General features: G+C 64.2%; 18 protein-coding genes. 5 read left to right on the top strand and 13 right to left on the bottom strand.

The annotated features are described in order from the left end of the window. The first annotated feature begins 91 nt into the window (after positions 1 to 91). The 5 genes from AC6JA3_RS01010 to AC6JA3_RS00990 all read left to right on the top strand — a co-directional run bounded on the left by AC6JA3_RS01010 (position 92) and on the right by AC6JA3_RS00990 (position 8480). Entirely contained in the window at positions 92 to 2728 is a 2637-nt protein-coding gene (locus AC6JA3_RS01010) for a winged helix-turn-helix domain-containing protein (RefSeq protein ID WP_347782359.1), read from the top strand. Positions 2729 to 2844: 116 nt separating this feature from the next. Then, on the top strand, positions 2845 to 4662 hold the full coding sequence (locus AC6JA3_RS01005; protein ID WP_497919848.1) for an SLC13 family permease: 1818 nt from the start codon (positions 2845 to 2847) through the stop codon (positions 4660 to 4662). 152 nt (positions 4663 to 4814) lie between these two features. Then, on the top strand, positions 4815 to 6578 hold the full coding sequence (locus tag AC6JA3_RS01000; protein WP_091554420.1) for an MFS transporter: 1764 nt from the start codon (positions 4815 to 4817) through the stop codon (positions 6576 to 6578). Next, positions 6575 to 8158, top strand: coding sequence for a leucyl aminopeptidase family protein (locus tag AC6JA3_RS00995; RefSeq protein WP_347782357.1), 1584 nt, complete (start codon positions 6575 to 6577; stop codon positions 8156 to 8158). Before AC6JA3_RS01000 ends, AC6JA3_RS00995 begins: the two co-directional genes overlap by 4 nt. Positions 8159 to 8186: 28 nt before the next feature. Next, on the top strand, positions 8187 to 8480 hold the full coding sequence (locus AC6JA3_RS00990) for an SHOCT domain-containing protein (RefSeq protein WP_347782356.1): 294 nt from the start codon (positions 8187 to 8189) through the stop codon (positions 8478 to 8480). A gap of 96 nt (positions 8481 to 8576) precedes the next feature. Here AC6JA3_RS00990 and AC6JA3_RS00985 read toward each other — a convergent pair whose 3' ends face one another. The 13 genes from AC6JA3_RS00985 to gcvH form a co-directional block, all read right to left on the bottom strand. Beyond that, positions 8577 to 8837 carry a GlsB/YeaQ/YmgE family stress response membrane protein gene (locus AC6JA3_RS00985; RefSeq protein WP_026542698.1) on the bottom strand — a complete coding sequence of 87 codons (261 nt, stop codon included), beginning with the start codon at positions 8835 to 8837 and terminating at the stop codon, positions 8577 to 8579. Positions 8838 to 8909: 72 nt separating this feature from the next. Continuing rightward, the gene (locus AC6JA3_RS00980) at positions 8910 to 9890 is read right to left on the bottom strand and encodes a serine/threonine-protein kinase (RefSeq protein ID WP_347782355.1); all 981 of its coding nucleotides are present in this window, start codon (positions 9888 to 9890) and stop codon (positions 8910 to 8912) included. Beyond that, complete coding sequence (locus tag AC6JA3_RS00975) at positions 9887 to 10252, bottom strand: hypothetical protein (protein ID WP_347782354.1); 366 nt, start codon at positions 10250 to 10252, stop codon at positions 9887 to 9889. Before AC6JA3_RS00975 ends, AC6JA3_RS00980 begins: the two co-directional genes overlap by 4 nt. A gap of 115 nt (positions 10253 to 10367) precedes the next feature. Then, entirely contained in the window at positions 10368 to 10868 is a 501-nt protein-coding gene (locus AC6JA3_RS00970; RefSeq protein WP_051421033.1) for a MarR family winged helix-turn-helix transcriptional regulator, read from the bottom strand. Positions 10869 to 10954: 86 nt separating this feature from the next. Further along, a complete protein-coding gene (locus AC6JA3_RS00965; RefSeq protein WP_347782353.1) occupies positions 10955 to 12019 on the bottom strand; it encodes an FUSC family protein in 1065 nt (354 codons plus the stop codon). Positions 12020 to 12241: 222 nt separating this feature from the next. Continuing rightward, positions 12242 to 13432, bottom strand: coding sequence for an Ig-like domain-containing protein (locus AC6JA3_RS00960; protein ID WP_497919847.1), 1191 nt, complete (start codon positions 13430 to 13432; stop codon positions 12242 to 12244). Positions 13433 to 13497: 65 nt separating this feature from the next. Then, a complete protein-coding gene (locus AC6JA3_RS00955) occupies positions 13498 to 14028 on the bottom strand; it encodes a hypothetical protein (protein WP_347782351.1) in 531 nt (176 codons plus the stop codon). Position 14029: 1 nt separating this feature from the next. Continuing rightward, positions 14030 to 14902 carry a hypothetical protein gene (locus AC6JA3_RS00950; RefSeq protein WP_347782350.1) on the bottom strand — a complete coding sequence of 291 codons (873 nt, stop codon included), beginning with the start codon at positions 14900 to 14902 and terminating at the stop codon, positions 14030 to 14032. Between the two features lie 85 nt (positions 14903 to 14987). After that, positions 14988 to 15443, bottom strand: coding sequence for a hypothetical protein (locus tag AC6JA3_RS00945; protein ID WP_347782349.1), 456 nt, complete (start codon positions 15441 to 15443; stop codon positions 14988 to 14990). A 783-nt stretch (positions 15444 to 16226) separates the two neighbouring features. Next, positions 16227 to 17246, bottom strand: a complete 1020-nt coding sequence (gene lipA / locus AC6JA3_RS00940; RefSeq protein WP_497919846.1) for a lipoyl synthase — start codon at positions 17244 to 17246, stop codon at positions 16227 to 16229. Positions 17247 to 17340: 94 nt separating this feature from the next. After that, the gene (locus tag AC6JA3_RS00935; protein WP_347783619.1) at positions 17341 to 18753 is read right to left on the bottom strand and encodes an L-serine ammonia-lyase; all 1413 of its coding nucleotides are present in this window, start codon (positions 18751 to 18753) and stop codon (positions 17341 to 17343) included. Positions 18754 to 19792: 1039 nt separating this feature from the next. Further along, positions 19793 to 21112 carry a serine hydroxymethyltransferase gene (gene glyA / locus AC6JA3_RS00930; RefSeq protein ID WP_026541172.1) on the bottom strand — a complete coding sequence of 440 codons (1320 nt, stop codon included), beginning with the start codon at positions 21110 to 21112 and terminating at the stop codon, positions 19793 to 19795. Next, positions 21109 to 21492: a glycine cleavage system protein GcvH gene (gcvH, locus tag AC6JA3_RS00925; RefSeq protein WP_026541171.1), complete on the bottom strand. Its 384-nt coding sequence runs from the start codon at positions 21490 to 21492 to the stop codon at positions 21109 to 21111. The genes glyA and gcvH overlap by 4 nt, the downstream gene beginning before the upstream one ends. Between the last annotated feature and the right edge of the window lie 110 nt (positions 21493 to 21602).

The raw sequence follows: 21602 nt of genomic DNA, 5'->3' as shown, positions 1-21602 counted from the left end.
CGGCGGACACCATAATCCTTACGCCCGGACGCCGCCGCGCGGATCGCCTGTACTGGGTGAATCCTCGAACTCCCGCCCCTACACTGAAGGAGTGGATGACCTGCGTGGTACCCGCCCGGACTTCGTAAGCCCGCAACTGATCGCGGTTTCCAAACCGCCGTTGGATCTGCTGGCCCGGCCCCGGCTTGTGGCAAGACTCGATGCCGCACCCGACACCATCCTTCTCTGCGCCCCGGCCGGCTTCGGCAAATCCGTACTGATCGGGCAATGGCTTGCCGGCAGCATGCACACCGTCGCATGGGTAAGCCCGGACCAACAGGACACCCCGGCCTTCTGGCCCTCCATACTTCACGCGCTCCGGCGGTGCCCCGCGATACCTCCCAGCGCGCTTAGTGGATTCTCGGGATTCGAGACAAACGCCCATGAAGTCCTTAGCCTGTTGGCGGAAGGGTTGGCCGCCGCCGATCACACCGTCCGACTGGTGATCGACGGCGTGGAGGGCTTCCCTGCCGCTGACCGCGATCATTGGATTCCGGCGCTGCTGGGCCAGGCGCACCTGCCAGTGCAGCTTGTCCTGGCAGCGCGCGAGGGCGCCTCGGTTGACCCGGGACGCCCACGGCTCAGTGGGCGGATCATGGAACTGCATTCACAGGATCTTGCTTTCTCCCTGGACGAAATCAACTCCCTTGCGGCAAAGACCATCACCTTGCTGGGAACGCATCAACTGGGCGAGCTGTTCCGCCAAACGGCTGGCTGGCCGGCCTCAGTGGTGCTTGCCCTGCGTTCACTGCGCAAGGCTGCAGACCTCGAAGCGCCTGTGGGTGACATTGCAGCCAACAACCGGCAGCTCGCAGAGTATCTGGACCACGAGATTGTCCAAACGCTGACCCCGGACGAGCGGCACGTGCTGTCCAGCACCAGCATGTGCCGCGTCCTGGTGGCTGCCCAGGCCAATGCCCTTGCGGGCCACCGGAATGCCGGGAGCATCCTTTCGGCACTGGCTGATAACCGCGATCTGGTGGAATCGGCGGGGAGCGGACGCAAGGTCTTCCTGGTCCGGCCACTGATCAGGCAGTACTTCAGGGCCGAACTGACCCGCAAGGACCCGGATGAAGTGCTCCGCCTGAACACGATAGCTGCGCAGTGGCACGAGCAAGCCGGCGAACCCGAGGCCGCGCTCCGGCACGCCATGGACTCGGCTGAACCACGCTTGATCGGGGCACTCCTTGAACGGCACGGAGCAGCCCTCCTGGGATCAGGCGGAGTCACTCGCGTTCGGAGGGCCATCGCAGCATTGCCGGATTCCGTCCTGGCGGCCAGTCCCAAGCTCTGCCTGGTGGCGGCACTGGCGCACGTCGAAAGCCGCCAGCCCACTACCGCTGCCCGATACCTGGCGGCGGCATACCGTTCGTGGACGGACAACCCTCCCTCCGAACTCTCGGAGCTCCGCGCCTTGGCAGAAGCACGGCTTTCCTGGTTCAGCGGGGACTGGGCCAGCCAGGATCCCAAGGCGACAACCGGGTACGCCGCCCTCCCCATGTCCCGGCAGAGCGATATCCGGATCGAAGCAAGGATGGTCTCGGTCACCGCGGCAGTGGTTGAGCAGGACTATGCGGCAGCGGAGAACGAGGCCCAGGAGGCTCTGCTCGAGGCCACCGAAGCCGGCAACTGCTACCTTGCCGGCAAGGTATACCTCAAGCTTGCCGGCATCTCCGCCATGCAAGGCCACCTCCGCCGGGCCGGCGAGTACCTCAGGCAGGCGGAGGAGAAGCTGCCGGCCTACGCGTGGACGGCCGGGGCCGGCCGGTCGGTGGGTGCATTGATGCATGCGGCGGCTGCTCTCTTGGGCGCCGAACCTGCTGCGGCGCTGAAATATGCTTCCTCGGCCGGCGCCGAACTGGGACAACTGGGGTCCTCTTCCAAGGGAGTGGGAGCGGCAATGCGTGCCACCTTGGAGTTGATCACTGCCTGCGCCCACCTTGATTCAGGGGACAGGCGGCACGCCCTGGACGGTATGCGCCAAGCCCGGCTGAGGATTGGCCAAGGCCATCTCTTCGCCCAGCCCATGGCAGCCTTCATCGCGGTGATTGAACATACGGCAGCCCTGTCCTTGGGGCATGCAGAGCGTGCCCGCGAAGTCCTGGAGTGGGCCGAGGAACTCATTCCCGGGACCGGTGAACTGTGCCTGCTGCGAGCGCAAGGACCCGCGGGGATCAGTCGCTTCGACGCCGCAACCGAGCGGCTCCGGCCACTGCACATGGGCGTAGCGGAACCACTGCTGGAATGGACGTGGCTTCACGTCAATATCCTGGAATGCTCCATGGCCATCCGCACGGGGCGGCGGGCCTTGGCCGGCAAGCTCCTGGAAGATGCTCTGGCCAAGGCGGACGCTGTTGGAGTGCTCAGGCCCTTGGCGATCGCTCCTCAGGAGGTCATGGACCTGCTGGTGGAACGGGCAGGAACGCACGGTCCACAAGAAGAACTTGCCAAGCGCTTGATGGCGTTGCGGTCGCCTGCCGATGCCAGGCTCGCCCCGCTGCTGACTCCCCGGGAGCGGGAGGTTTTGGCCCTGCTCCCCTCGCATTTGTCGCAGGACCAAATGGCGTCGGAACTCCATTTATCCGTGAACACCGTCAAGACCCACCTCCGGATCATCTATTCCAAACTCGGAGCCGGGACACGGCACGATGCTGTTGCCGCTGCGTACAAGTTCGGCCACCTTCCGTAGGCGGTGACCTCGCAGGACGCCCATCACTCACCCGATTGGGGTGACCCTGCGGCTTTGACCCGGATCTAGTCTGAAAGAATGCTGGCCAACGAGCCCACGGCTTACCCAAGGCACCCATGACGGACGTCATTATCACGGACGTCATTGTCACGCTGGTGGTGCTGGTCGCGGTGATCGCTGCGTTCGTGTGGAACCGGCTGCCTGTGGAGGTTGTGGCCCTCGGAGCAGCATTGGCCCTCTATGGCACCGGCATTGTGGGTTTGGACGAGACTTTCGCCGGTTTCGGGAGCGGAACGGTGGTGTTGATCGCTGCCCTGTTCGTGGTGGCGGAGGCCATCGATGCCGCGGGAGTAACCACTTGGCTGGGAAGTTTGCTGATCAGGTTCTCGGGTACCAGCCGTCCCCGGCTGATGGTGTTGATGATGGTTCTGACCGCCCTGCTGACTGCACTCATCAGTGTCAACGGAGCGGTCGCAGCGCTGTTGCCCATGGTGGTGGTGCTGGCGGTCCGGCTGGGACGGCGGCCATCGGAACTGCTCATGCCCATGGCCTTCGCTGCCCATGCCGGTTCCTTGCTGATCCTGACCGGTTCGCCCGTCAACATCCTGATCCTCAACGCAGCATTGGAGGCCACGGGGAAGGGAATCGGGTTCTTCGAGTTCGGGCTTGTGGGGCTTCCCCTGCTGCTGGGAACCATCGGATTGACCCTGTGGCTGGGCCCGAAGCTCCTGCCCACCCGGACCCCTGATGCCCTCCCCAAGGACCTGGGCTCCCACGGCCGGACACTCATGGACCATTACCTCGGCGGGGAGGGCCTGAGCCGGCTCAGTATCCCGGCAGGATCTGCGTTGGTAGGCCAGCCTGTGGCGTGCCTTCAGGACGGGCACGACGGCGGCCACCTCCACCTCATCAGCGTGCAGGGGTCAGACGGCAAGCCGTCGGAAAACGCGGTGTTCGAACAGGGCGATGAGATTGTGGTGCGCGGCGGCCAGCCCACTATCGACGCCCTTGCCGCCCGGCACGGCCTGAGCCAGGACGACGACGCAACCTGCGGACTGATCAGCAGCAGCTACGGGGTGGCCGAGGTAGTAGTGGCACCCCGCTCAAACCTGGTCGGTACCGAGGCTTACCCCGGAATGGTCACAGACAGCGGGGACCTGGTGGTGCTGGCCCATCACCATCCGGGTGAGCCGGAGTCGTCGGGACGCACGCTGATCACTGCCGGAGACCGGCTGTTGCTCCAAGGCACCTGGTCTGCGCTTGACCAGCACACCGTGGACCACAATGTGTTGCTGGTTGATTCGCCGGACACCATCCGCCGCCAAACAGTTCCCCTGGGGCCGCGGGCCATGCCTGCGCTCATCGTCCTCGGCGCCATGGTGGTGCTGCTGGCAACCAACCTCGTGCCTGCGCCGGTGGCAGCGACGCTGGCGGCCCTGGCCATGGTGGTGCTGCGTGTTGTGACAGTCCAGCAAGCCCACCGTTCCATGGCCTGGACCACCCTCATCCTGGTGGCCGGCATGATTCCGCTGTCCACGGCCATTACCGCCACCGGCACCGCCGAGATCCTCGCTGAGGGCATGGTGTCGGTGGTAGGAAACGGCGGCCCTTTGCTGTTGCTCCTGGGACTCTTCGTGGTGACCGCCGTCCTGGGCCAGCTGATCAGCAATACGGCCACAGCCTTGATCATCATCCCCATTGCCCTCTCCGTGGCCCAGGAGTCAGCCATCAACCCCTACGCCGTGCTGATGTGCGTCTCGGTAGCCTCCTCCGCCGCCCTGCTGACTCCTGTGGCAACGCCGGCCAACATGATGATCATGCAGCCGGCGGGCTACCGGTTCGGAGACTACTGGAAGTTCGGCCTGGCCATCATGGCGCTGTACGCGGCAGTGGCCATCCTGCTGGTACCCGTGTTCTGGCCCCTTCAGACGTAGCCCGCTTTCCCGGACCCAGGACTCCTGAACCCGAAAACCCAATGATCGGAGACCAAGACCAAGGCAAACCTGCACACCGTTCCGCCAACCCCGTAGTGAGGTATCCAAACGCCCCTTCCCAGTGAACGGGCAGAGCACACCAGGAGCACGACATGGCCAGCGACCACACCATCACTGAAACACCGCCACCGGTCAAGGCGGCCTCATGGCTGCCCCTCATCGTGGTGGTCCTCACCCAAATCCAGGCATCGTTCGCCGTCAACGCCCTGACGGTTTCCATGCAGGGCATCACCACCGACCTGGACACAGCAGCGACGTCCGTGGGCACTGCCATTACTGCCGGGACGTTTTCGATGGCGGCCTTCATCCTGCTGGGAGCGAAGCTGGGTGCCCGGTTCGGAACGCGCAAGGTGTTCCAGATCGCCGTCGCCATTCATGCCGCCGCCATGGCAGGGGTGGCGTTGAGCCTCAGCCCGGCGATGCTCTTCATTGCGCAGGCTTCCTCCGGCGCTGTCATTGCCCTGATCGCCCCTGCCCTCACGGTCTTTATCGCCACCAATTACAAGGACCAGCAGCAGGCAAAAGCCATTGGACTCCTGGCGGCGGCCATCCCGGCTGCCGGTGTGCTGGCCTTGCTGGTCGCCGGTTGGTTCGCCACCACCATCGGTTGGCGTTACTCGTTCGGCCTCATGGTGATCCTCGGTGCCATCAACCTGCTCCTGAGCTTCAAGCTCAAAACCGTCCCGGCGCAACCCCAACTGAAGATCGACTGGACCGGCTCCATCATCGCCGCGGTGGCCGTCATCCTGTTGAGCTTTGGTTTCAGCGGCCTGTCCGCCTGGGGTACCTGGTTCGCCACCAACCAGGCACCCTTCGACATCCTGGGGCTCTCCCCTGCGCCACTGCTGATCCTCCTCGGAGCCATCGCGGGTCAGGTGTTCTTCATGTGGATCCGGAAGCGCCAGGATGCCAAACTGCCCCGGATTTTCGACCTCAGGGTGTTGGCATCAAGTTCCGAACTTGCCGTGACGGCCTGCATGGCCATCATGCTCTTCGTCGGTACGGCAGCCAACTTCCTGATTCCCCTGTATATGCAGATCGTCCAGGGACGCTCCAGCATTGAGACTTCGTTCTCGATCATCCCCTACACGTTGTCCATCTTCCTCGCGAGCACGTTCGTGGCGTTCCTGTACGACAAGTTCCCGCCGCGAACCATCGCCCAGGGCGGCTTCGTAGTGGTGGCCGGCGCCTTGGTCCTTCTTGCCTTCACCATCCGCAACGATTGGGGCCAGTTGTTCGTGGTACTCGGCCTGATCCTCCTGGGGTTGGGCCAGGGCGCAATCGTCGCTTTGGTGTTCAATACGCTGCTCAGCGCGGTTCCGCGCGAGTTGGCCGGCGACGTCGGAGCCTGGCGCGGACTGGTCCATAACCTCTCCGGCAGTGTCGGCATCGCGGTGGCGAGCGCGTTCGCCGTCGGAATGCTGTCCAGCCTGATTGCCAGCGGCGCCGCCGCGCATCCCGACGTCTCCCAGGAGTTGATCTATAAGGTCAACGTCAACGAGGCCGACTTCATGACCAATGCGCAGGTGGAGGCTGTCATCGGCGACCGCGTCAGCAGTCCCACCGAACTGGCAGCCGCCACCGAGGTCAATGAGGAAGCCAGGCTTCGGGCCTTGCAGATCTCCCTGCTGGGTTTGTCCGGGCTCGCCCTGCTGGCGATTGTTCCGGCCGGCCGCATGCCTGGCCGCATGAAAGGCGACCTGCCTGAACAGCTGGAACCCGACGATCCCGATGCCATCCCGGAGCCGGGCCTGCTGCCGGACCAAGCTGTCACGGCTTCTTCGGCGCCGGCTGCTTCTACTCCGGGCGCTCCAACCACAGCTGTCCCAACCACAAGAGAACGGGCGAAACGGTGAACCACGAACCCTACAAACTGATCCCGGAAGACTTCACGGTCCTCCCCTCCCTGGGCGGTACCGAACCTGAGCTGCATTTTGTGGACGGTTTCGGCCCGCTCGACGCGATAGGTGTGCTGGTGCCCTCGGAAGGTGACGTTCCGGAGTCCATCGGCCTGCACCGGGAAACCTTGGAGAAGGCAGGTTTTGACGGGACCCCGGGGACCACCCTGCAGCTGGCCAATGCCTCAGGAACCCTGGTGGTTGCCGTTGGCGGTGGAAAGCCGGGCTCCTTGGACGCCGACGGCTGGCGCAAGGCCGCGGCGGCTTTGGTCCGTGCCACGCAGAAGCATTCGCGGATCGGCTTCGAACTGCCTGCCGGTTCCGGACAGGCCGACGGTTCCGGAGGGGCCGACGGTTCCGGACAGGCCGAAGGTTCCGGAGGGGCCGGGACAGCAAGTTTCGACGCCGGGAGGCTGGGCCAGGTTCTGGCCGAAGGCGTGCTGCTGGCCCGGTATAACTACGACACCCTCAAGAGCAAAGGCAAAGGAACCCCCCTGGCAGAGGTCCAATTCCTGGCGCCGGGTTTGGACGTCGAGGCAGCTTCGCGGGGGCTGGAGACGGGCCGCGTGAAGGTACGGGCCACCACCGTCGCCCGGGACCTGTGCAACGCTCCTCCCAGCCACCTCACCGCTGTTGGACTGGCTTCGGCGGCGAAGGAGCTTGGGAAACGGTTCGGATTCGGGGTTGAAGAGTTCGACAAGCAACAACTCATTGACCTCCGCTGCGGCGGCCTTCTGGGCGTCAACGCCGGCAGCGCCCAGGAACCGCGGATGATCAAGCTCACTTACCAACCGGACGGGTCCGCCACAGGCCACCTCGGACTGGTGGGCAAGGGCATCATGTACGACTCCGGCGGCGTCAGCCTCAAACCCAGCGACCCCATGCACCTGCTCATGAAAATGGACATGGGCGGCGCGGCGGCGGTGCTTGCGGTCTTCACCGCGCTGCGTGACCTCGGGTGCAAAGCCGCCGTCACCGGGTTCCTGATGTGCACGGACAACATGCCTTCGGGCTCCGCCTACAAGTTGGGGGACGTGCTCACCACGCGCAGCGGACTCACCATAGAGGTGAAGAACACCGACGCCGAAGGTCGCCTGGTGATGTGCGACGCCCTGACGCTCGCTGTGGAGGATGGGGTGGACGGGATCGTGGACATCGCCACTCTCACCGGGGCAGCCTTGATGTCCCTGGGACAGCTCACGGCTCCGGTGTTCGGTAACAATCAGCGGCTGGTGGACCTGGTGCTGGAGTCGGGTGGGCGGGCCGACGAACAGCTGTGGCAGCTTCCCTTGGAACGGGCCTACCGTCCCCAGCTGGATTCGGACGTCGCCGACATCTCCAATCTCGGTGGACCTTACGCCGGTTCCACCACTGCCGCCTTGTTCCTGGCCGAATTCGTGGGCGAAACGCCCTGGGCGCACATCGATATTGCGGGCACCATGCAATCGGACAAGGACGACGCCTGGCGACGCAAAGGCGCCACGGGGTTCGGCGCGCGGCTCCTCATCGACCTGGCACTGGACTATTCAGCCAGCTGACACGCTCCACCACCGAAGGGATACCACCATGGGTTTGTTCAGGACCGCGGGCCGTGCCGCCGTCGTGGGTTCAGTACTTGGCCGCACGCAGCGCAGGCAACAACAACGCTTTGCCGCCGAGGAAGCCGCAGCCGCCGCGGCAGCGGGACCTCCCGTGGCACCGCTTCCGGTACCGCCGCCCCCGCCGCCTGTACCGTCCGCCGTCGTCGATCCGACCGATCACATGCTCGCCCAACTCAAGCAGCTCGGAGAACTGAAGGGTGCCGGCGTGCTCACTGACAAGGAGTTCCAGGCCCAGAAGGCACGGATCCTGGCGCGCTGACATCCGGACCGGAGACAGCAAGGAGGCCCCGCCGCTGCATGTTCTGCAGCGTCGGGGCCTCCTTGGTCACCGATAGTGACAGGCGATGCCAGGCGGTTAGGCCTTCTTGCGCGTCACCAGTCCCCAGATGACGAGGACCAGCAGTGCGCCACCGATGGCGAGCAGCCAAGTGGACAGCGACCAGAACTCGTTGATGCCCACCTTGAACAGTGCGCTGCCGATCCAGCCACCCAGAACGGCACCCACGATGCCCAGGAGGATGGTGGTGATCCAGCCGCCACCCTGCTTACCGGGCATGATCGCCTTTGCGATGGCGCCGGCAATCAAACCCAAAATGATCCAACCGATAATTCCCATTTTTCATCTCTCTTTCATAAGTAGGACCCAGTTCGGCACAAGGACGCATGCCGCTATCGACCTGATTGTTGGCTACCAGGTGAGTCGTCGGAGCATTCCGACGACTTGGCTGGCAGACGGCCTGCCGGCAGGATCGGGGTCGGTCATGGCATGAAGCACCATGGACCAACGCCGCCGAACCGTGCCGGGAATTCGGGGTTCCCCCAGAGTCCTTGCAACCATTGACTCGAGGGGAGGGCCTGGGAACGCTTTGGTTCCGGTCAGGCATTCAAGCGCCACCAAGCCCAGCGAATAGATGTCACTGGCCGATGTGGACGTACCGCCGCACACCTCTTCAGGGCTTAGGTAGTGAGGCGTTCCCGACGACGACCTGGGCGCAGCATGGCGACCGTCGATTGCTATCCCAAAGTCAGTCAACTTCGCGGTCCCGAGGCTGTCCGGGGCTGCATTGAAATCCACCAGGATATTGCCGGGCTTGATGTCGTTGTGGACAATTCCACGGCGGTGCAGATGCGTGAGTGCCTTGGCAATCCCGCTCATCCACGCCACAGTCTGCTCAGGCGTGGCCGGTCGGTCATGGAGGATTGAGCGGAGGTCGCTTCCATCCATCAGGTCCATCACCAGATAGTTACGGCTGCCCTGCGGATCTGTGGTTTCCCAGATACCGGAACCGAGCACCGCCACGATGTTCTGGTGGCGAAGACGGCTGTGGATGTCCACCTCCCGCCGGAAGGGCGCGTCCTTGGCGGCCTGCGATTTTGCGGGATCTGTTGCCCTGAAAATCTTGACGGCCACGGGCTTTCCGGTGCGCAGGTCAAGGGCTTCATTGACGTAGGCTTCCGAGCCGCCGCCCAGGCGCCCACCAAGCCGGTACCGTCCGCCGAGCACTACCTCGTCTTGAAGGGGAGCCGCAGGTTGCAGGGTGGCGCGTTCCCCCGCTGTGCGCGGAGCGGGCCCGTGGACTGTATGTTCCACGACTGCCTCCGGCCTGGCCATGCTTGAACACCCGGCCCCGCGATCAGCGCGGACGGCCGCAACGTCAAGCGTGGTCATGCCAGGAGGGTTTCGATTTCGGCGGCAGGTACGCCGGCCACCTCGGCAAGCGCCTGGGGGTTGGCTCCGGCGTCAACGGCCTTCCGGAAAGCCAGGGCAAGGGTGTTCTGGGAGATGGCGAGTTCGTGCTGGAGACTCTGGCGGCGGAGAGCTGCGATCCAGACGCCGCTGACGGGGTCGATGGCGTCGATGTCCATACGGAAGCCGCACCCGCAGGCCCATTCCGGCCAAATGGGCTCCACAGAAACCCATTTCATGGCGTCGTAGGCGGGTCCAGCCGAGATGGCCATGTGCGATCCGCAGTGCACGGGTCCCATGGGGATGACCTGATCGGCCACAACCTGTACGTCACTCTCAGCCACTGGTGTGGAACTTGGTTCACGCAGCGCGACTGTCATCGTCTTCCCACACATTCCCTAGTAAGTAGCTTGGCTATCTAGTTATATGTGTACTTATCACTTAAGTCCAGTCGGCGGCCTAAGGAGTTGCGATGCTGTCGATCGCCTTTCTCATACGCCGGAGGAACTCCACTACAACGGCAGAGTCCTCGCCACTAAGGCTCTCAGCCGCCTCCATCATGCGGGTGTGCATGTCCCCCAGCGTGCTGCGGACTTCCTGGTCCGAGCCTGCAGTGGGTCGAAGAATCAGGGCGCGCCGGTCAGTAGGGTGCGGTTCCCGGGTGACGTAACCGGACCTCACCAGGCGATCCACCAGCGAGGTCATGGAAGCAGACGTCACTCCGAGCCGGACCGCCAACTCCTTGGGGCCCACGTCGCGGCCCGCCCGCTCGGCTTCCAGAAGGTAGCGCAAGGCCACGAGGTCGGTTTCGCCCATGCCCATGGAAGCGCGGGTGCGCCGACGCATGTCAGCCTCGGCCGAGCGATAGTCCCTGAGCGCGTTCAGGACGTCCACGGCGCCCATTTGCTTGCGGCTCTCCAGCCCGTACCAATAGCCCTGACGTTCACTTTTGTCGTTCATCACCAGTCCTTTGCTAGACATGTATCTCGCTTGTCTAACCAATCGATACTAGGTGATAACTCCAGGGTCCGCCGACCTGCCCCTGTTCAGGCAGTGGATCGTGCCGAACGCAGCCGTCGCCAGAGGGCCGGCGCCACTACTACTGCGACGCCGACGGCGGCACCGATGACGGTCTCGATGATGCGGTCCCGCAGGAGCAACGCAGGATCAACGGGCGCCGCCAACAAGGTAGCTATCAACGCCAGCGGAGTCACGAATACCTGCGCCACGAGGTACTGCCGGGCAATGAACATTTCCGCGCCGAACTGGCATGCCGCAATCACCAGGACCATGGCCCAGGGTGCAGGGTTCAGCCACAGGATGCCCGCCAAAAGCACCAGCCCGATCACCGTACCGGCGATTCTTTGGATGCCCCGGCTTACCCGGTGGCGCGTCGAGTGGCCCACCAGTGGAACCACCGCGGCAACCATCGCCCAGTAGGTATGCCCGAACCCGAGACGCTCCCCCACCAACGTCGCGATGGTTCCCGCAAGGCCTGCTGCCACCAGGTAGCCGCCGCCCTCAAGCCAGATCGCCCGACGCTCCGCGCCCGTGTGACGAATGGGCGGCGGGCGTTTCCAAGGCGTTCGATGACTGCTGGCAATGCGCGAGGACATGCCGATCAGCAGGCAGAACCCGGTTGTCAGGATGGCCACCAGCATGGCTTCCCACAGTGGTGGCTGGGCTGCGATGGAAGCAATGGCGGCGAACGCAAAGATATGAAAGAGGGAGCCGCCTGGACGGAGCCGCCACGCAGCCACCACCACGGAACAACCACCGGCCACAATGGTGGTCGCGGCCGTCAGGAGCCAGGAATACGCCGCACCCTCCAACCCGGAAGCCTGGGCAAAACGGGCCATCAAAGCGGCCAGGAGGATGATCAAAAGCATTAAGCCGCCGGCACGCAATTGGCTCCGGAAGCGGAAGCTGTGCGGCTCGTTGCGGCCATAAATTCCGGTGAATGCACCGAAGGAGGCAAACACAGCCAGGTCCAACCGCCCGATCAGCGTCAGCGTAATCAGCGGAACGAACACACCTATGGCGCAGCGGAGGGCGGGATGGTGGTCCTTGTTTCCAGGACCCATCGTGAACATTTCCGCTACAGCCTTCAAGGGGGCGGCTCGCCTTTCGTCGCAGGATCAAACGTACGACGACGGCGCTGGCGTCCGTTTCAAGGTTACGCTCCGGACGCTGGGCTGCTCCGGAATTGCGACCGGATAGTGCCCGGAATCACGCCGGCAGAGCGCACTATCCGGCCACGAATCGCTGGTCCGCTTCACGAAGTCGAGTGTCCTGTTCACGAAATCGTGGGTCCTGTTCACGAAATCCAGCGTTCAGAACCGGGAAGGAGTACCTGGAACTGACCCCGGTGCCACCGCGTTTCCTGCCAGGTCCTTCAACCCGGGGGCCGGGCTGTAGCTGGGGAATACCGAGGTGGAAGAAATCACCTTGTCACCGCTGGTGTTCACTCCACCGAGGGTGATGGTCAGGGTGCCGGAGGTCGCAGTGGGAGTCCAGGCGAGGCTGGAGGCGTTGTTTCCATTCCCGACGAATGACAGGGGTCCCGAATTGTAGATGGCCCCAAGCCCTACGGTGCCAACACTGCATCCGTTACTGGTGACAGTGAGCTCATTGGCGGCATTGACGGACACCGTCACCACACCGTTGCCAGTCAGGGTCTGGGCGGTGTTGGAGGTCCACGCAGTGCAGATGGACCCTGCACTGAGTGGCTCGGAGAACGTCAGGGCCACCTTGTCGCCCGAGGCCATGACTCCGCTCCCGCTGGTACCGCCTCCGTTGATCAGCTGGACACCCGTGATCGTCGGCGATGACACGTCCTTGGTGGCCGTCGCCGTGCCTGCGGGACCTGTGTTGCCGGCCGCGTCAGTGGCCTTTGCCGAGAAGGTGATGGTCCCGGGGCTGAACGCACCCAGGTTGACCGGCACGGCTGTCCAGTTGCCGGCCGCATCGGTGGTGATGGTTTGCGTGACAGCCTGGGCTCCGCCGCCGGTGATGGTCAGGACCACTGTGGAATTGGCTTCCGCCGTGCCACTGACCGGAACACTGCTGACGTTTCCTTGGTTGACGGACCCAGGCGCAGTCACCACCGGGGCCAGAGGCGGGGTGGTGTCGGTGACCGGGGTCGTTGCTGTGCTTCGCTGGCTTTCGGTTCCTTGCCACAGGGAAAGCGTGGGGGTCACGGTGTAGTACCAGGTTCCCGCGGGAACTGCGCTCTCCACGCAGCTCAGTGCCGCCACTGTTCCGGCGCACGCACCTGTAGCCGGGATCCTGGTCCCGGCGGTCGCTGAACTGTAGCGGGCAATACTGTAGCCGGTCACGGGGCGGCCTGCCGCCGTCGTGCTTGCCGTCCACGAGACCGTGACATTGGCGCCGGAAATGCTCGCCGCAGGCCGTGCCCCCTGGGCCAGGGAGTCCGCTTTTGCTGCGGCCGGTCCGCTGCTGATGGAGCCCCAGAAGGCGCTGGCAGCGGGTCCGCCCCACGAGAGAAGGAGAAGGCCGGCCACGATGATTGCAAGCCTGCTCCTCCAGCCGAACAGTGTAGGGAGGGGTCGGTTCTGACCGAACGGGCTCACTTCCGCACCTCCAGCGTGACGGGGATGGTGAATTGGGCGCCTTGGCAGGCGGAGAGGGACGAAGCCCCCATGCTGGCTGCGCCGGGAAGCGTCAGCAGGATGGAGGAGTTGGCCGGGATCACCACAGGAGGCGCAAGCGGCGCAACTGGCGGAGTGAAGGTGACCCCAGTGGTGGTGCAGCCGGGATGGGCGGCATCTGCCGTCACAGACCCGTTGCCTGCGAGGCCGTAAATGGTCACCGGGTGCGGGTTCGGGTTGGAGGCGCGAAGAAGGACGTCGGCGGTTCCGCCCGGGACCAAGCTGGTTTGCAGGGTGTCGCCCGGGACCAAGGCGTCCACCGTGACGTTCTGCAGGGTGCCGTTCGTGGCTGAGCCACTGCCGATGCCCGTGGCTGCCCAATAGGCATAGGCAGATCCTGCCCCGCCCAGGATGCACAGGGCCACGGTGGCAGCGGCCGTTCGGGCAATTCTGCCCCGTGCCTGGGTGCGTGGGGCCGGGGTGCGCGGGGTGCGGACTGTCGTCGTCATGTCAGTTCGCCTGTCCAGTGCCGGTGTAGGTGAGCTGGATGGTTGCGCCTTTGCAACCATCCTGGTTCCGGGAAGTGTCCAGCATGGTGATCTGGGGCCTCTTCGGCTCGGGGACTCCCAGCGATGACAGGGTTCGATCCCCTGGCACCACTGTCAGCGGATAGGTTCCTGCGTACTGGGTGAGCGTGTAGTCAGCCGTGGTGCATGGCAGGTTGGCTGCCGTCGCGGCGGCTGTCCTGACCACCTGGCTGATGGCAACCGTCAGATTGGTCACCGCGATGGCCTTGTTGTTGGGGTTGGAGATCAGCAGGTCCACGGATCGGGTGACTCCAGGGGCGAGCAGCCCGTTGACACTACCGCTCACGTCAAAGCTCCGTTTCACTTCCAGGACATGCAGTTGCGCCTGCGTCGACGACTCGATGCTTCCGGCCGTTCCCTTCACGGTAAAGTCCGATTTTCCGGCCGGGGTACCTGCAGCTGTGGAGATTGTGACCGTGGCCTGGACGGTGCTTCCGGAGGTCAAAACCACCGACGACGGCGACCACGCGGCTGCCGCTCCTGCCGGCAGGCCCGCGGCGGCGAAGGTTACCGGTCCCGTGAATCCTCCAGTGGATGCGACGGACATCGTGTAGGTGGCTGACTGCCCCTGATCGACTGTGCGGCTCGAAGGCGACAAAGTCACCGTGATTCCCTTACCGGCCTTGGCCTGGCTTCCCTGCCCGCCACTTGTTCCCTGCGCGCCGCTTGTTCCCTGTCCGCCGCTTGCGGCGAGTGCCGCAACCGGCACGAAAGCCACTACCAGCGCCAGGAGCAGCGCGCGCAGTGGTATTCCGATTCGGTGCAACGGCTCATTGGGCTCTGGCCGGGGGTCCATGGAAGCTCTTTTCGGACGGTTCAGTGCTGGGCAGGAAGATCAGCCGGGGACCACCACTCACAGGATGGTCCCCGGCAGGCCGGTGCTAGAGGCTGGAGACGTTGACCGTCACGATCGCCGATTTGCAGGCGTCCTGGTTCACGGTGGTGCTGTCGTTGAACTTCAGGACGCCGCTGCCCACGGAGGTTCCTGCGGCGCCTGCTGCCACGGGGCTGTTGCTGGTGACGGCGGTGACCTCAAACCATGCGGGCAGGCAACCAGACACGTTGGTGGTCACGTTCGCGGTGAGGGCGCCAACCACTGTGCCGGAGGTGGTGGAGTTGTCGGCTGTGTAGGCCACGTCAACCTGGTTTCCGGGGGCAAGTCCGCCGGCAAAAGTTGCATGGAGGGTAACCGTTCCACCGCCGGCCGAGTTGGTCGCTGAGCCGCTGCCCGAGCCCGTGGTGGTCCAGTAGGCGTATGCGGCTCCGCCGCCCACAGCTACCAATGCCACGCCTGCGACGGCGGCTGTGATCCGGCTCTTCTTGGAAAGCTTGCGCATGATAAGACTCCTTGGTTTTCTCTGTCCCGGGGAGCCGCCTCGCAACCCCCAGCATCCGAACTTTGTTGTCGGATGAAGCGATGCCCCCAATGTTTCTGTGCGGCATGCTTGCGTGGCTACCCTTGGCTGTACGCCATTTTTCGGGCCGAACAAGGAGTCGGAAATACGCTCATTCCGGATGCAAGTACTCAGTTTTGGGTTGCGGACTACTTGGATGGACAGGTGGGAATGCAGGCACGGCGGGGCGGCGGGTACTCACTTTTGGTTGAGCCGCTCCGAGTGCCGTCCCCACGCTTCGGGATCCCCTGAAGCGCACCGGCACGCGGCCCTGCGCGAACATTGTGCGCGTCTTGAGCAAAAACTGCGCTGGCGTTCGAGTCCTGCGGGTTCATGACTTAACCCCCGACGGCGGTCAGCCGCCTCCAGGAGGTTGCTGACCGCCGTCGTTAATCAACGTTTCCGGGTGTTGGCTGAGGGCGTAAACCGGGTTGCGGAAGCGCTTCCAGGGAGTTGAAGCTGTAGAGCTGGATACGGCGACGCCCACCTCCATGCGGCCACCGCTGAATTTCCGCGATGTCCGTCAGTGGTTCTCCAAAGCATGGCGTGGCCCTTGCGGGCTTGGTGCAGGAGGGCGTGGAGCGTGCCTGGCCCTGCTTAGCCGTGCCCAGCCGTGCCCAGCCGTGCCTGGCCGTGTCTGGCCGTGCCCAGCCGTGCCTGGCCGTGCTTAGTCGTGCCTGCCGTGCCTAGCCGTGCCTGGCCGTGCCTGGCCGTGCCTGGCCGTGCTTAGCTGTGGGCGGCGAGGATGGTGGAGGCTTCCTGGCGGGTGGTTCCGGAGTCCTGGATGCCTTCTGCGATGTGGGCGAGTTCGGCGGGGATGTCCCGGCCTTTCTTCCGCATCGCGGTGGCCCACAAACGCCCGGCCCGGTACGAGGACCGCACCAACGGACCCGACATGACACCCAGGAAACCGATCTCCTCGGCCTCGTGCTGGAGGTCCACGAACTCCTGCGGCTTGACCCACCGGTCCACCGGCAAGTGCCGCTCGGACGGGCGCAGGTACTGGGTGATCGTGATCAAGTCACACCCGGCCTGGTGCAGGTCCCGCAGCGCCTCGGAAGTTTCTTCGCGGGTCTCGCCCATGCCCAGGATCAGGTTGGACTTGGTCACCATGCCCAGATCCCGGCCCTGCGTGATGACATCCAGGGACCTTTCGTACCGGAACGCCGGACGGATCCGCTTGAAAATCCTCGGCACGGTCTCCACATTGTGCGCGAACACCTCAGGCTTGGAATCACAGATCGCCGCGATGTGCTCAGGCTTGCCGGAGAAGTCCGGGATCAGCAACTCCACCCCGGTGCCGGGGTTCAGTTCGTGGATCTTCCGGACCGTTTCGGCGTACAGCCAGACACCCTCATCGGCCAGGTCATCACGGGCCACTCCGGTCACCGTGGCGTAGCGCAGCTGCATGGCCTGGACGCTGCGGGCCACCTTGGTGGGTTCGAACATGTCCACCGGGGAGGGCTTGCCGGTATCGATCTGGCAGAAATCACAGCGCCGGGTGCACTCGGACCCGCCGATCAGGAACGTCGCTTCCTTGTCTTCCCAGCACTCGAAAATGTTCGGGCAGCCGGCCTCTTCACACACGGTGTGCAGGCCTTCCTTCTTCACCAGGTTCTTGAGCTGGACAAACTCAGGACCCATCTGGACCTTGGCCTTGATCCACTCAGGCTTACGTTCAACCGGGATTTGGGCGTTGCGGGCCTCGACGCGCAGCAACTTACGGCCTTCAGGTGCGAGAGTCATAGGGTTCCTTCGTGTTGATCTGTAGATTCTTGCGTTGCGGGGCCTGTTCTGCGCCCTTCGGCCTCGGCATATCGTGCACAGCGGGCCTCACAACTCAGCATTCGACGACGTTGACGGCGAGGCCGCCCATCGCTGTTTCCTTGTACTTATCGGACATGTCCTTGCCCGTTTCCCGCATGGTCACGATCACCTCATCCAACGAGACCCGGTGCGTACCATCACCCCACAACGCCATCTTCGCCGCGTTGATCGCCTTCGCCGCAGCAATGGCGTTCCGCTCAATACACGGAATCTGCACCAACCCGCCAATCGGATCACACGTCAACCCCAGGTTATGTTCCATCGCGATCTCCGCCGCGTTCTCCACCTGCCCCGGCGTACCACCCATCACCTCAGCCAAACCAGCAGCAGCCATCGACGACGCCGACCCCACCTCACCCTGACACCCCACCTCAGCACCCGAAATGGACGCCTGCTCCTTATACAACACACCCACAGCACCAGCAGTCAGGAGGAACTTCACCACCACATCATCCCGATCCTTTTGGGAAGCCTTGTCCATCCCCGGGGCGTAATTCAACGCGTAATACAACACCGCCGGAATGATCCCCGCAGCACCATTGGTCGGCGCCGTCACCACCCGGCCGCCCGAAGCGTTCTCCTCATTGACCGCCAACGCGATCAGGTTCACCCACTCCTGCCAATACTTCGGATCGTTCCGGTCCTTGTCCTCCTTCAGGAGCCGCTCTAACCAATCAGGAGCACGACGCCGGACCCGCAACCCACCAGGGAGCACACCCTCACGCTTCAAGGACGTCTCAACACAGGCCTCCATCACGGACCAGATATGCAGCAAACCCTCCCGGATCTCCTCCTCGGACCGGGACGCCCGCTCATTAATGAACATGATGTCGCTGATCCCCAACCCCTTGGACGCACACCGGCCCAACAACTCCGCCGCCGTCCTAAACGGCAACGGCAACTCCTTCTTGGACTCCTCCAACTCCTGCTGAGCGGCGTTCTCCTCACCCTCACGGACAATGAACCCGCCACCCACCGAGAAGAACGTCGCCTCCCGCACGATGTTTCCCTCAGCATCCGAGACAGCAAACTTCATCCCGTTCGTATGCCGCGGCAACACCGTCAACGGATGCAACACCATGTCCTCCACCGCATAGGGCAGCTCCACCCCCTGACCAGAGGCACCAGCCAGGTTCAACACACCGGTCTCAGCAATAGCAGCCAACCGCGCCTCCACCTCCTCAGGCAGAATCAGCTCAGGGTGATACCCCTCCAAGCCCAACAGCGTGGCAGTCATGGTCCCGTGGCCACGTCCCGTCGCAGCCAACGACCCATACAAATCCACCCGCAACGACGCCACCGAACCCAGGACACCAGCGTCCCTCAACTCACCAGCAAACACCGCAGCAGCCCGCATCGGCCCCACAGTATGCGAACTCGACGGACCAATACCCACAGAGAACAGATCAAAGACCCCAACGGCCATGGTCATTTCCTAACCTAAGTAAAACGAAACAGAACCCGCCCCGCCCCCAACAAACGGAGCGGACCCTCAAACCCTTCAGCCCCCATTTCGGGGCCCCCAACCAAACATGCCGTCCGCATCACGGACGCCGGCATACGCCCCCCCACTTCGAGGAATCGCTGCCAAACATGCCGTGCGCATCACGGACGCCGGCATGCGCTCCTCCACTTCGAGGAATCGCTGCCAAACATGCCGTTCGCACGGCACACCCAGCAGCGAACCCCCGAACCGGCGCAAACCCACACCACCCGGCAGGCCCCCCTAGGCATCCGGCGGCGGGCGTCCAAGGGAGCATCGCATCCGCCCAGCGGGGGCCTCTGCGACCGAACCCGCCCAGAACACCTGGCCCAACCCCCGAGGACCCTGACACACCCCCTCCACTTCGAGGAATCACTGCCAAACATGCCATGCGCACGGCACCCCCAGCAGCTAACCCCCGAACCGGGCGAACCCACACCACCCGCCAGGCCCCCTCGGACCTAGGAGTCCGGCAGCGGGCGTGTCAAGGGAGCATCGCATCCGCCCAGCGGGTGCCTCTGCTACCGAGCCCCCCAAGGACACCTGGCCCAACCCCGAGGACCCTGACACACCCTCCAATTCGAGGAATCGCTGCCAAACATGCCATGCGCACGGCACCCCCAGCAGCTAACCCCCGAACCGGCGCAAACCCACACCGCCAGGTAGGCCACCTCGGGCCTAGGCATCCGGCAGCGGGCGTCCAAGGGAGCATCGCATCCGCCCAGCGGATGCCTCAGCGACCGAACCCGCCGAGGACACCTGGCCCAACCCCGAGGACCCTGACACACCCTCCAATTCGAGGAATCACTGCCAAACATTCCATGCGCACGGCACCCCCAGCAGCAAACCCACACCACCCGGCAGGCCACCTCGGGCCTAGGCATCCGGCAGCGGGCGTCCAAGGGAGCATCGCAGCCGCTCAGCGGGTGCCTATGCGACCGAGCCCGCCGAGGACTTCAGGCCCATCGGCCAATGCAACCAATCAGCCGAGCTTCGCGACCCCCGGGTACAGCGGGTGCGCCTTCGCGAGGACATCAACCCGGTGCCGCAGGCCGGAAAGGTCCGCGTCGGCGTCGGCGATCAAAACTTCGGCGATGATGTCCGCAACCTCACGGAAGGCTGCCTCCCCGAACCCGCGGGTAGCCAAAGCCGGCGTGCCGATCCGGAGACCGGAGGTGACCATGGGCGGGCGTGGGTCGAAGGGCACGGCATTGCGGTTGACTGTGATGTCGACGGCGGCGAGGCGGTCCTCGGCTTGCTGGCCGTCGAGCTCGCAGTTTCGGAGATCGACGAGGACCAGGTGAACGTCGGTTCCGCCGGACACCACGGAGATCCCCTTGGCGGCGACGTCGGGCTGGACCAGTCGCTCGGCGAGGATGCGCGAGCCCGCGAGGACACGTTCCTGGCGCTCACGGAATTCCTCGGAAGCGGCGATCTTGAATGCCACGGCCTTGCCCGCGATCACGTGCTCGAGCGGTCCGCCCTGCTGCCCTGGGAACACGGCCGAGTTGATCTTCTTGGCGATGTCGGCGTCGTTGGAGAGGATGATGCCGCCACGCGGACCGGCGAGGGTCTTGTGCGTGGTGGACGTGGTGACGTGGGCGTGCGGGACCGGCGACGGGTGCAGTCCCGCTGCTACAAGGCCGGCAAAGTGGGCCATGTCCACCATCAGGTAGGCGCCCACGGAGTCGGCAATCCGTCGGAATTCCGCGAAGTCCAGCTGCCGCGCATAAGCGGACCAGCCGGCCACGATCAGTGCAGGCTTGTGCTCCTGCGCCAGGGCTTCAACCTCGGCCATGTCCACGGTGTGCGTGTCCTCGCGGACACCGTAGGGGACCACGTTGTAAAGCTTGCCGGAGAAGTTGATCCGCATGCCGTGGGTCAGGTGGCCACCGTGGGCGAGATTGAGGCCCATGATGGTGTCGCCCGGCTTGATCAGTGCGTGCATCACCGAGGCGTTAGCCTGGGCGCCGGAGTGCGGCTGGACGTTGGCGAATTCAGCACCAAACAGAGCCTTGATCCGGTCAATCGCGAGCTGCTCCACCACGTCAACGTGCTCACACCCGCCGTAGTAGCGCTTGCCCGGGTAGCCCTCGGCGTACTTGTTGGTCAGGACGGAACCCTGGGCCTGCATGACCGCAACGGCCGTGTGGTTCTCGGAGGCGATCATTTCCAGGCCGTCGCGCTGGCGGCCCAGTTCGTCGTCGATCTTCGCAGCGATCTCAGGATCGAGCTCGGACAGCTGTGCATCCAAGGACGCCGACACCACTTGCTGATACTCGGTTACAGACACAGGGTTCACAGTTCTCCACCGTTCGTTGCAGCGTATTCTTCGGCCGACATGAGCGGCCCTTCCTCCGTGGCGGCCACCTTGAACAGCCAGCCCGCGCCGTAGGGATCGTTGTTGATCAGGGCCGGATCGGTGACAACGGCGTCATTGATCTCGGTCACCTCCCCCGTCACGGGCGAGTAGAGGTCCGAGACCGACTTGGTCGACTCCACCTCGCCGCACGTCTCGCCGGCAGTCACCGTGGAACCAACCTCGGGCAGGTCCACATAAACAATGTCGCCCAAGGCATCAGCGGCAACCGCGGAAATTCCAATCCCCACGGGCCCGTCACCATCAACGGCAACCCACTCGTGCTCAGCCGAGTATTTCAATCCAGCAACTACTTTGCTCATTCCAATTCCTTACTTCTCGTATGCCTAAAACTGTTGTGTTCCGCGGTCCCGGGCTGGGTGGCAGAGAACCGAACTCCTCCGCGTGCTCGGTCGCGAAGACGCCCGCTGAG

Source organism: Arthrobacter sp. TmtSoilC79, from assembly GCF_059739405.1.
This window is presented reverse-complemented; position numbering and strand designations above follow the sequence as displayed.

Coding starts and splice junctions, on each gene's coding strand:
- AC6JA3_RS00950 (WP_347782350.1), bottom strand. CDS start 14,902: ATGGACCCCCGGCCAGAGCCCAATGAGCCGTTGCACCGAATCGGAATA.
- AC6JA3_RS01005 (WP_497919848.1), top strand. CDS start 2,845: ATGACGGACGTCATTATCACGGACGTCATTGTCACGCTGGTGGTGCTG.
- AC6JA3_RS00935 (WP_347783619.1), bottom strand. CDS start 18,753: ATGGCCGTTGGGGTCTTTGATCTGTTCTCTGTGGGTATTGGTCCGTCG.
- AC6JA3_RS00970 (WP_051421033.1), bottom strand. CDS start 10,868: ATGAACGACAAAAGTGAACGTCAGGGCTATTGGTACGGGCTGGAGAGC.
- lipA (WP_497919846.1), bottom strand. CDS start 17,246: ATGACTCTCGCACCTGAAGGCCGTAAGTTGCTGCGCGTCGAGGCCCGC.
- AC6JA3_RS00985 (WP_026542698.1), bottom strand. CDS start 8,837: ATGGGAATTATCGGTTGGATCATTTTGGGTTTGATTGCCGGCGCCATC.
- AC6JA3_RS00945 (WP_347782349.1), bottom strand. CDS start 15,443: ATGCGCAAGCTTTCCAAGAAGAGCCGGATCACAGCCGCCGTCGCAGGC.
- gcvH (WP_026541171.1), bottom strand. CDS start 21,492: ATGAGCAAAGTAGTTGCTGGATTGAAATACTCGGCTGAGCACGAGTGG.
- AC6JA3_RS00980 (WP_347782355.1), bottom strand. CDS start 9,890: ATGACCACGCTTGACGTTGCGGCCGTCCGCGCTGATCGCGGGGCCGGG.
- AC6JA3_RS01000 (WP_091554420.1), top strand. CDS start 4,815: ATGGCCAGCGACCACACCATCACTGAAACACCGCCACCGGTCAAGGCG.
- AC6JA3_RS00990 (WP_347782356.1), top strand. CDS start 8,187: ATGGGTTTGTTCAGGACCGCGGGCCGTGCCGCCGTCGTGGGTTCAGTA.
- AC6JA3_RS00955 (WP_347782351.1), bottom strand. CDS start 14,028: ATGACGACGACAGTCCGCACCCCGCGCACCCCGGCCCCACGCACCCAG.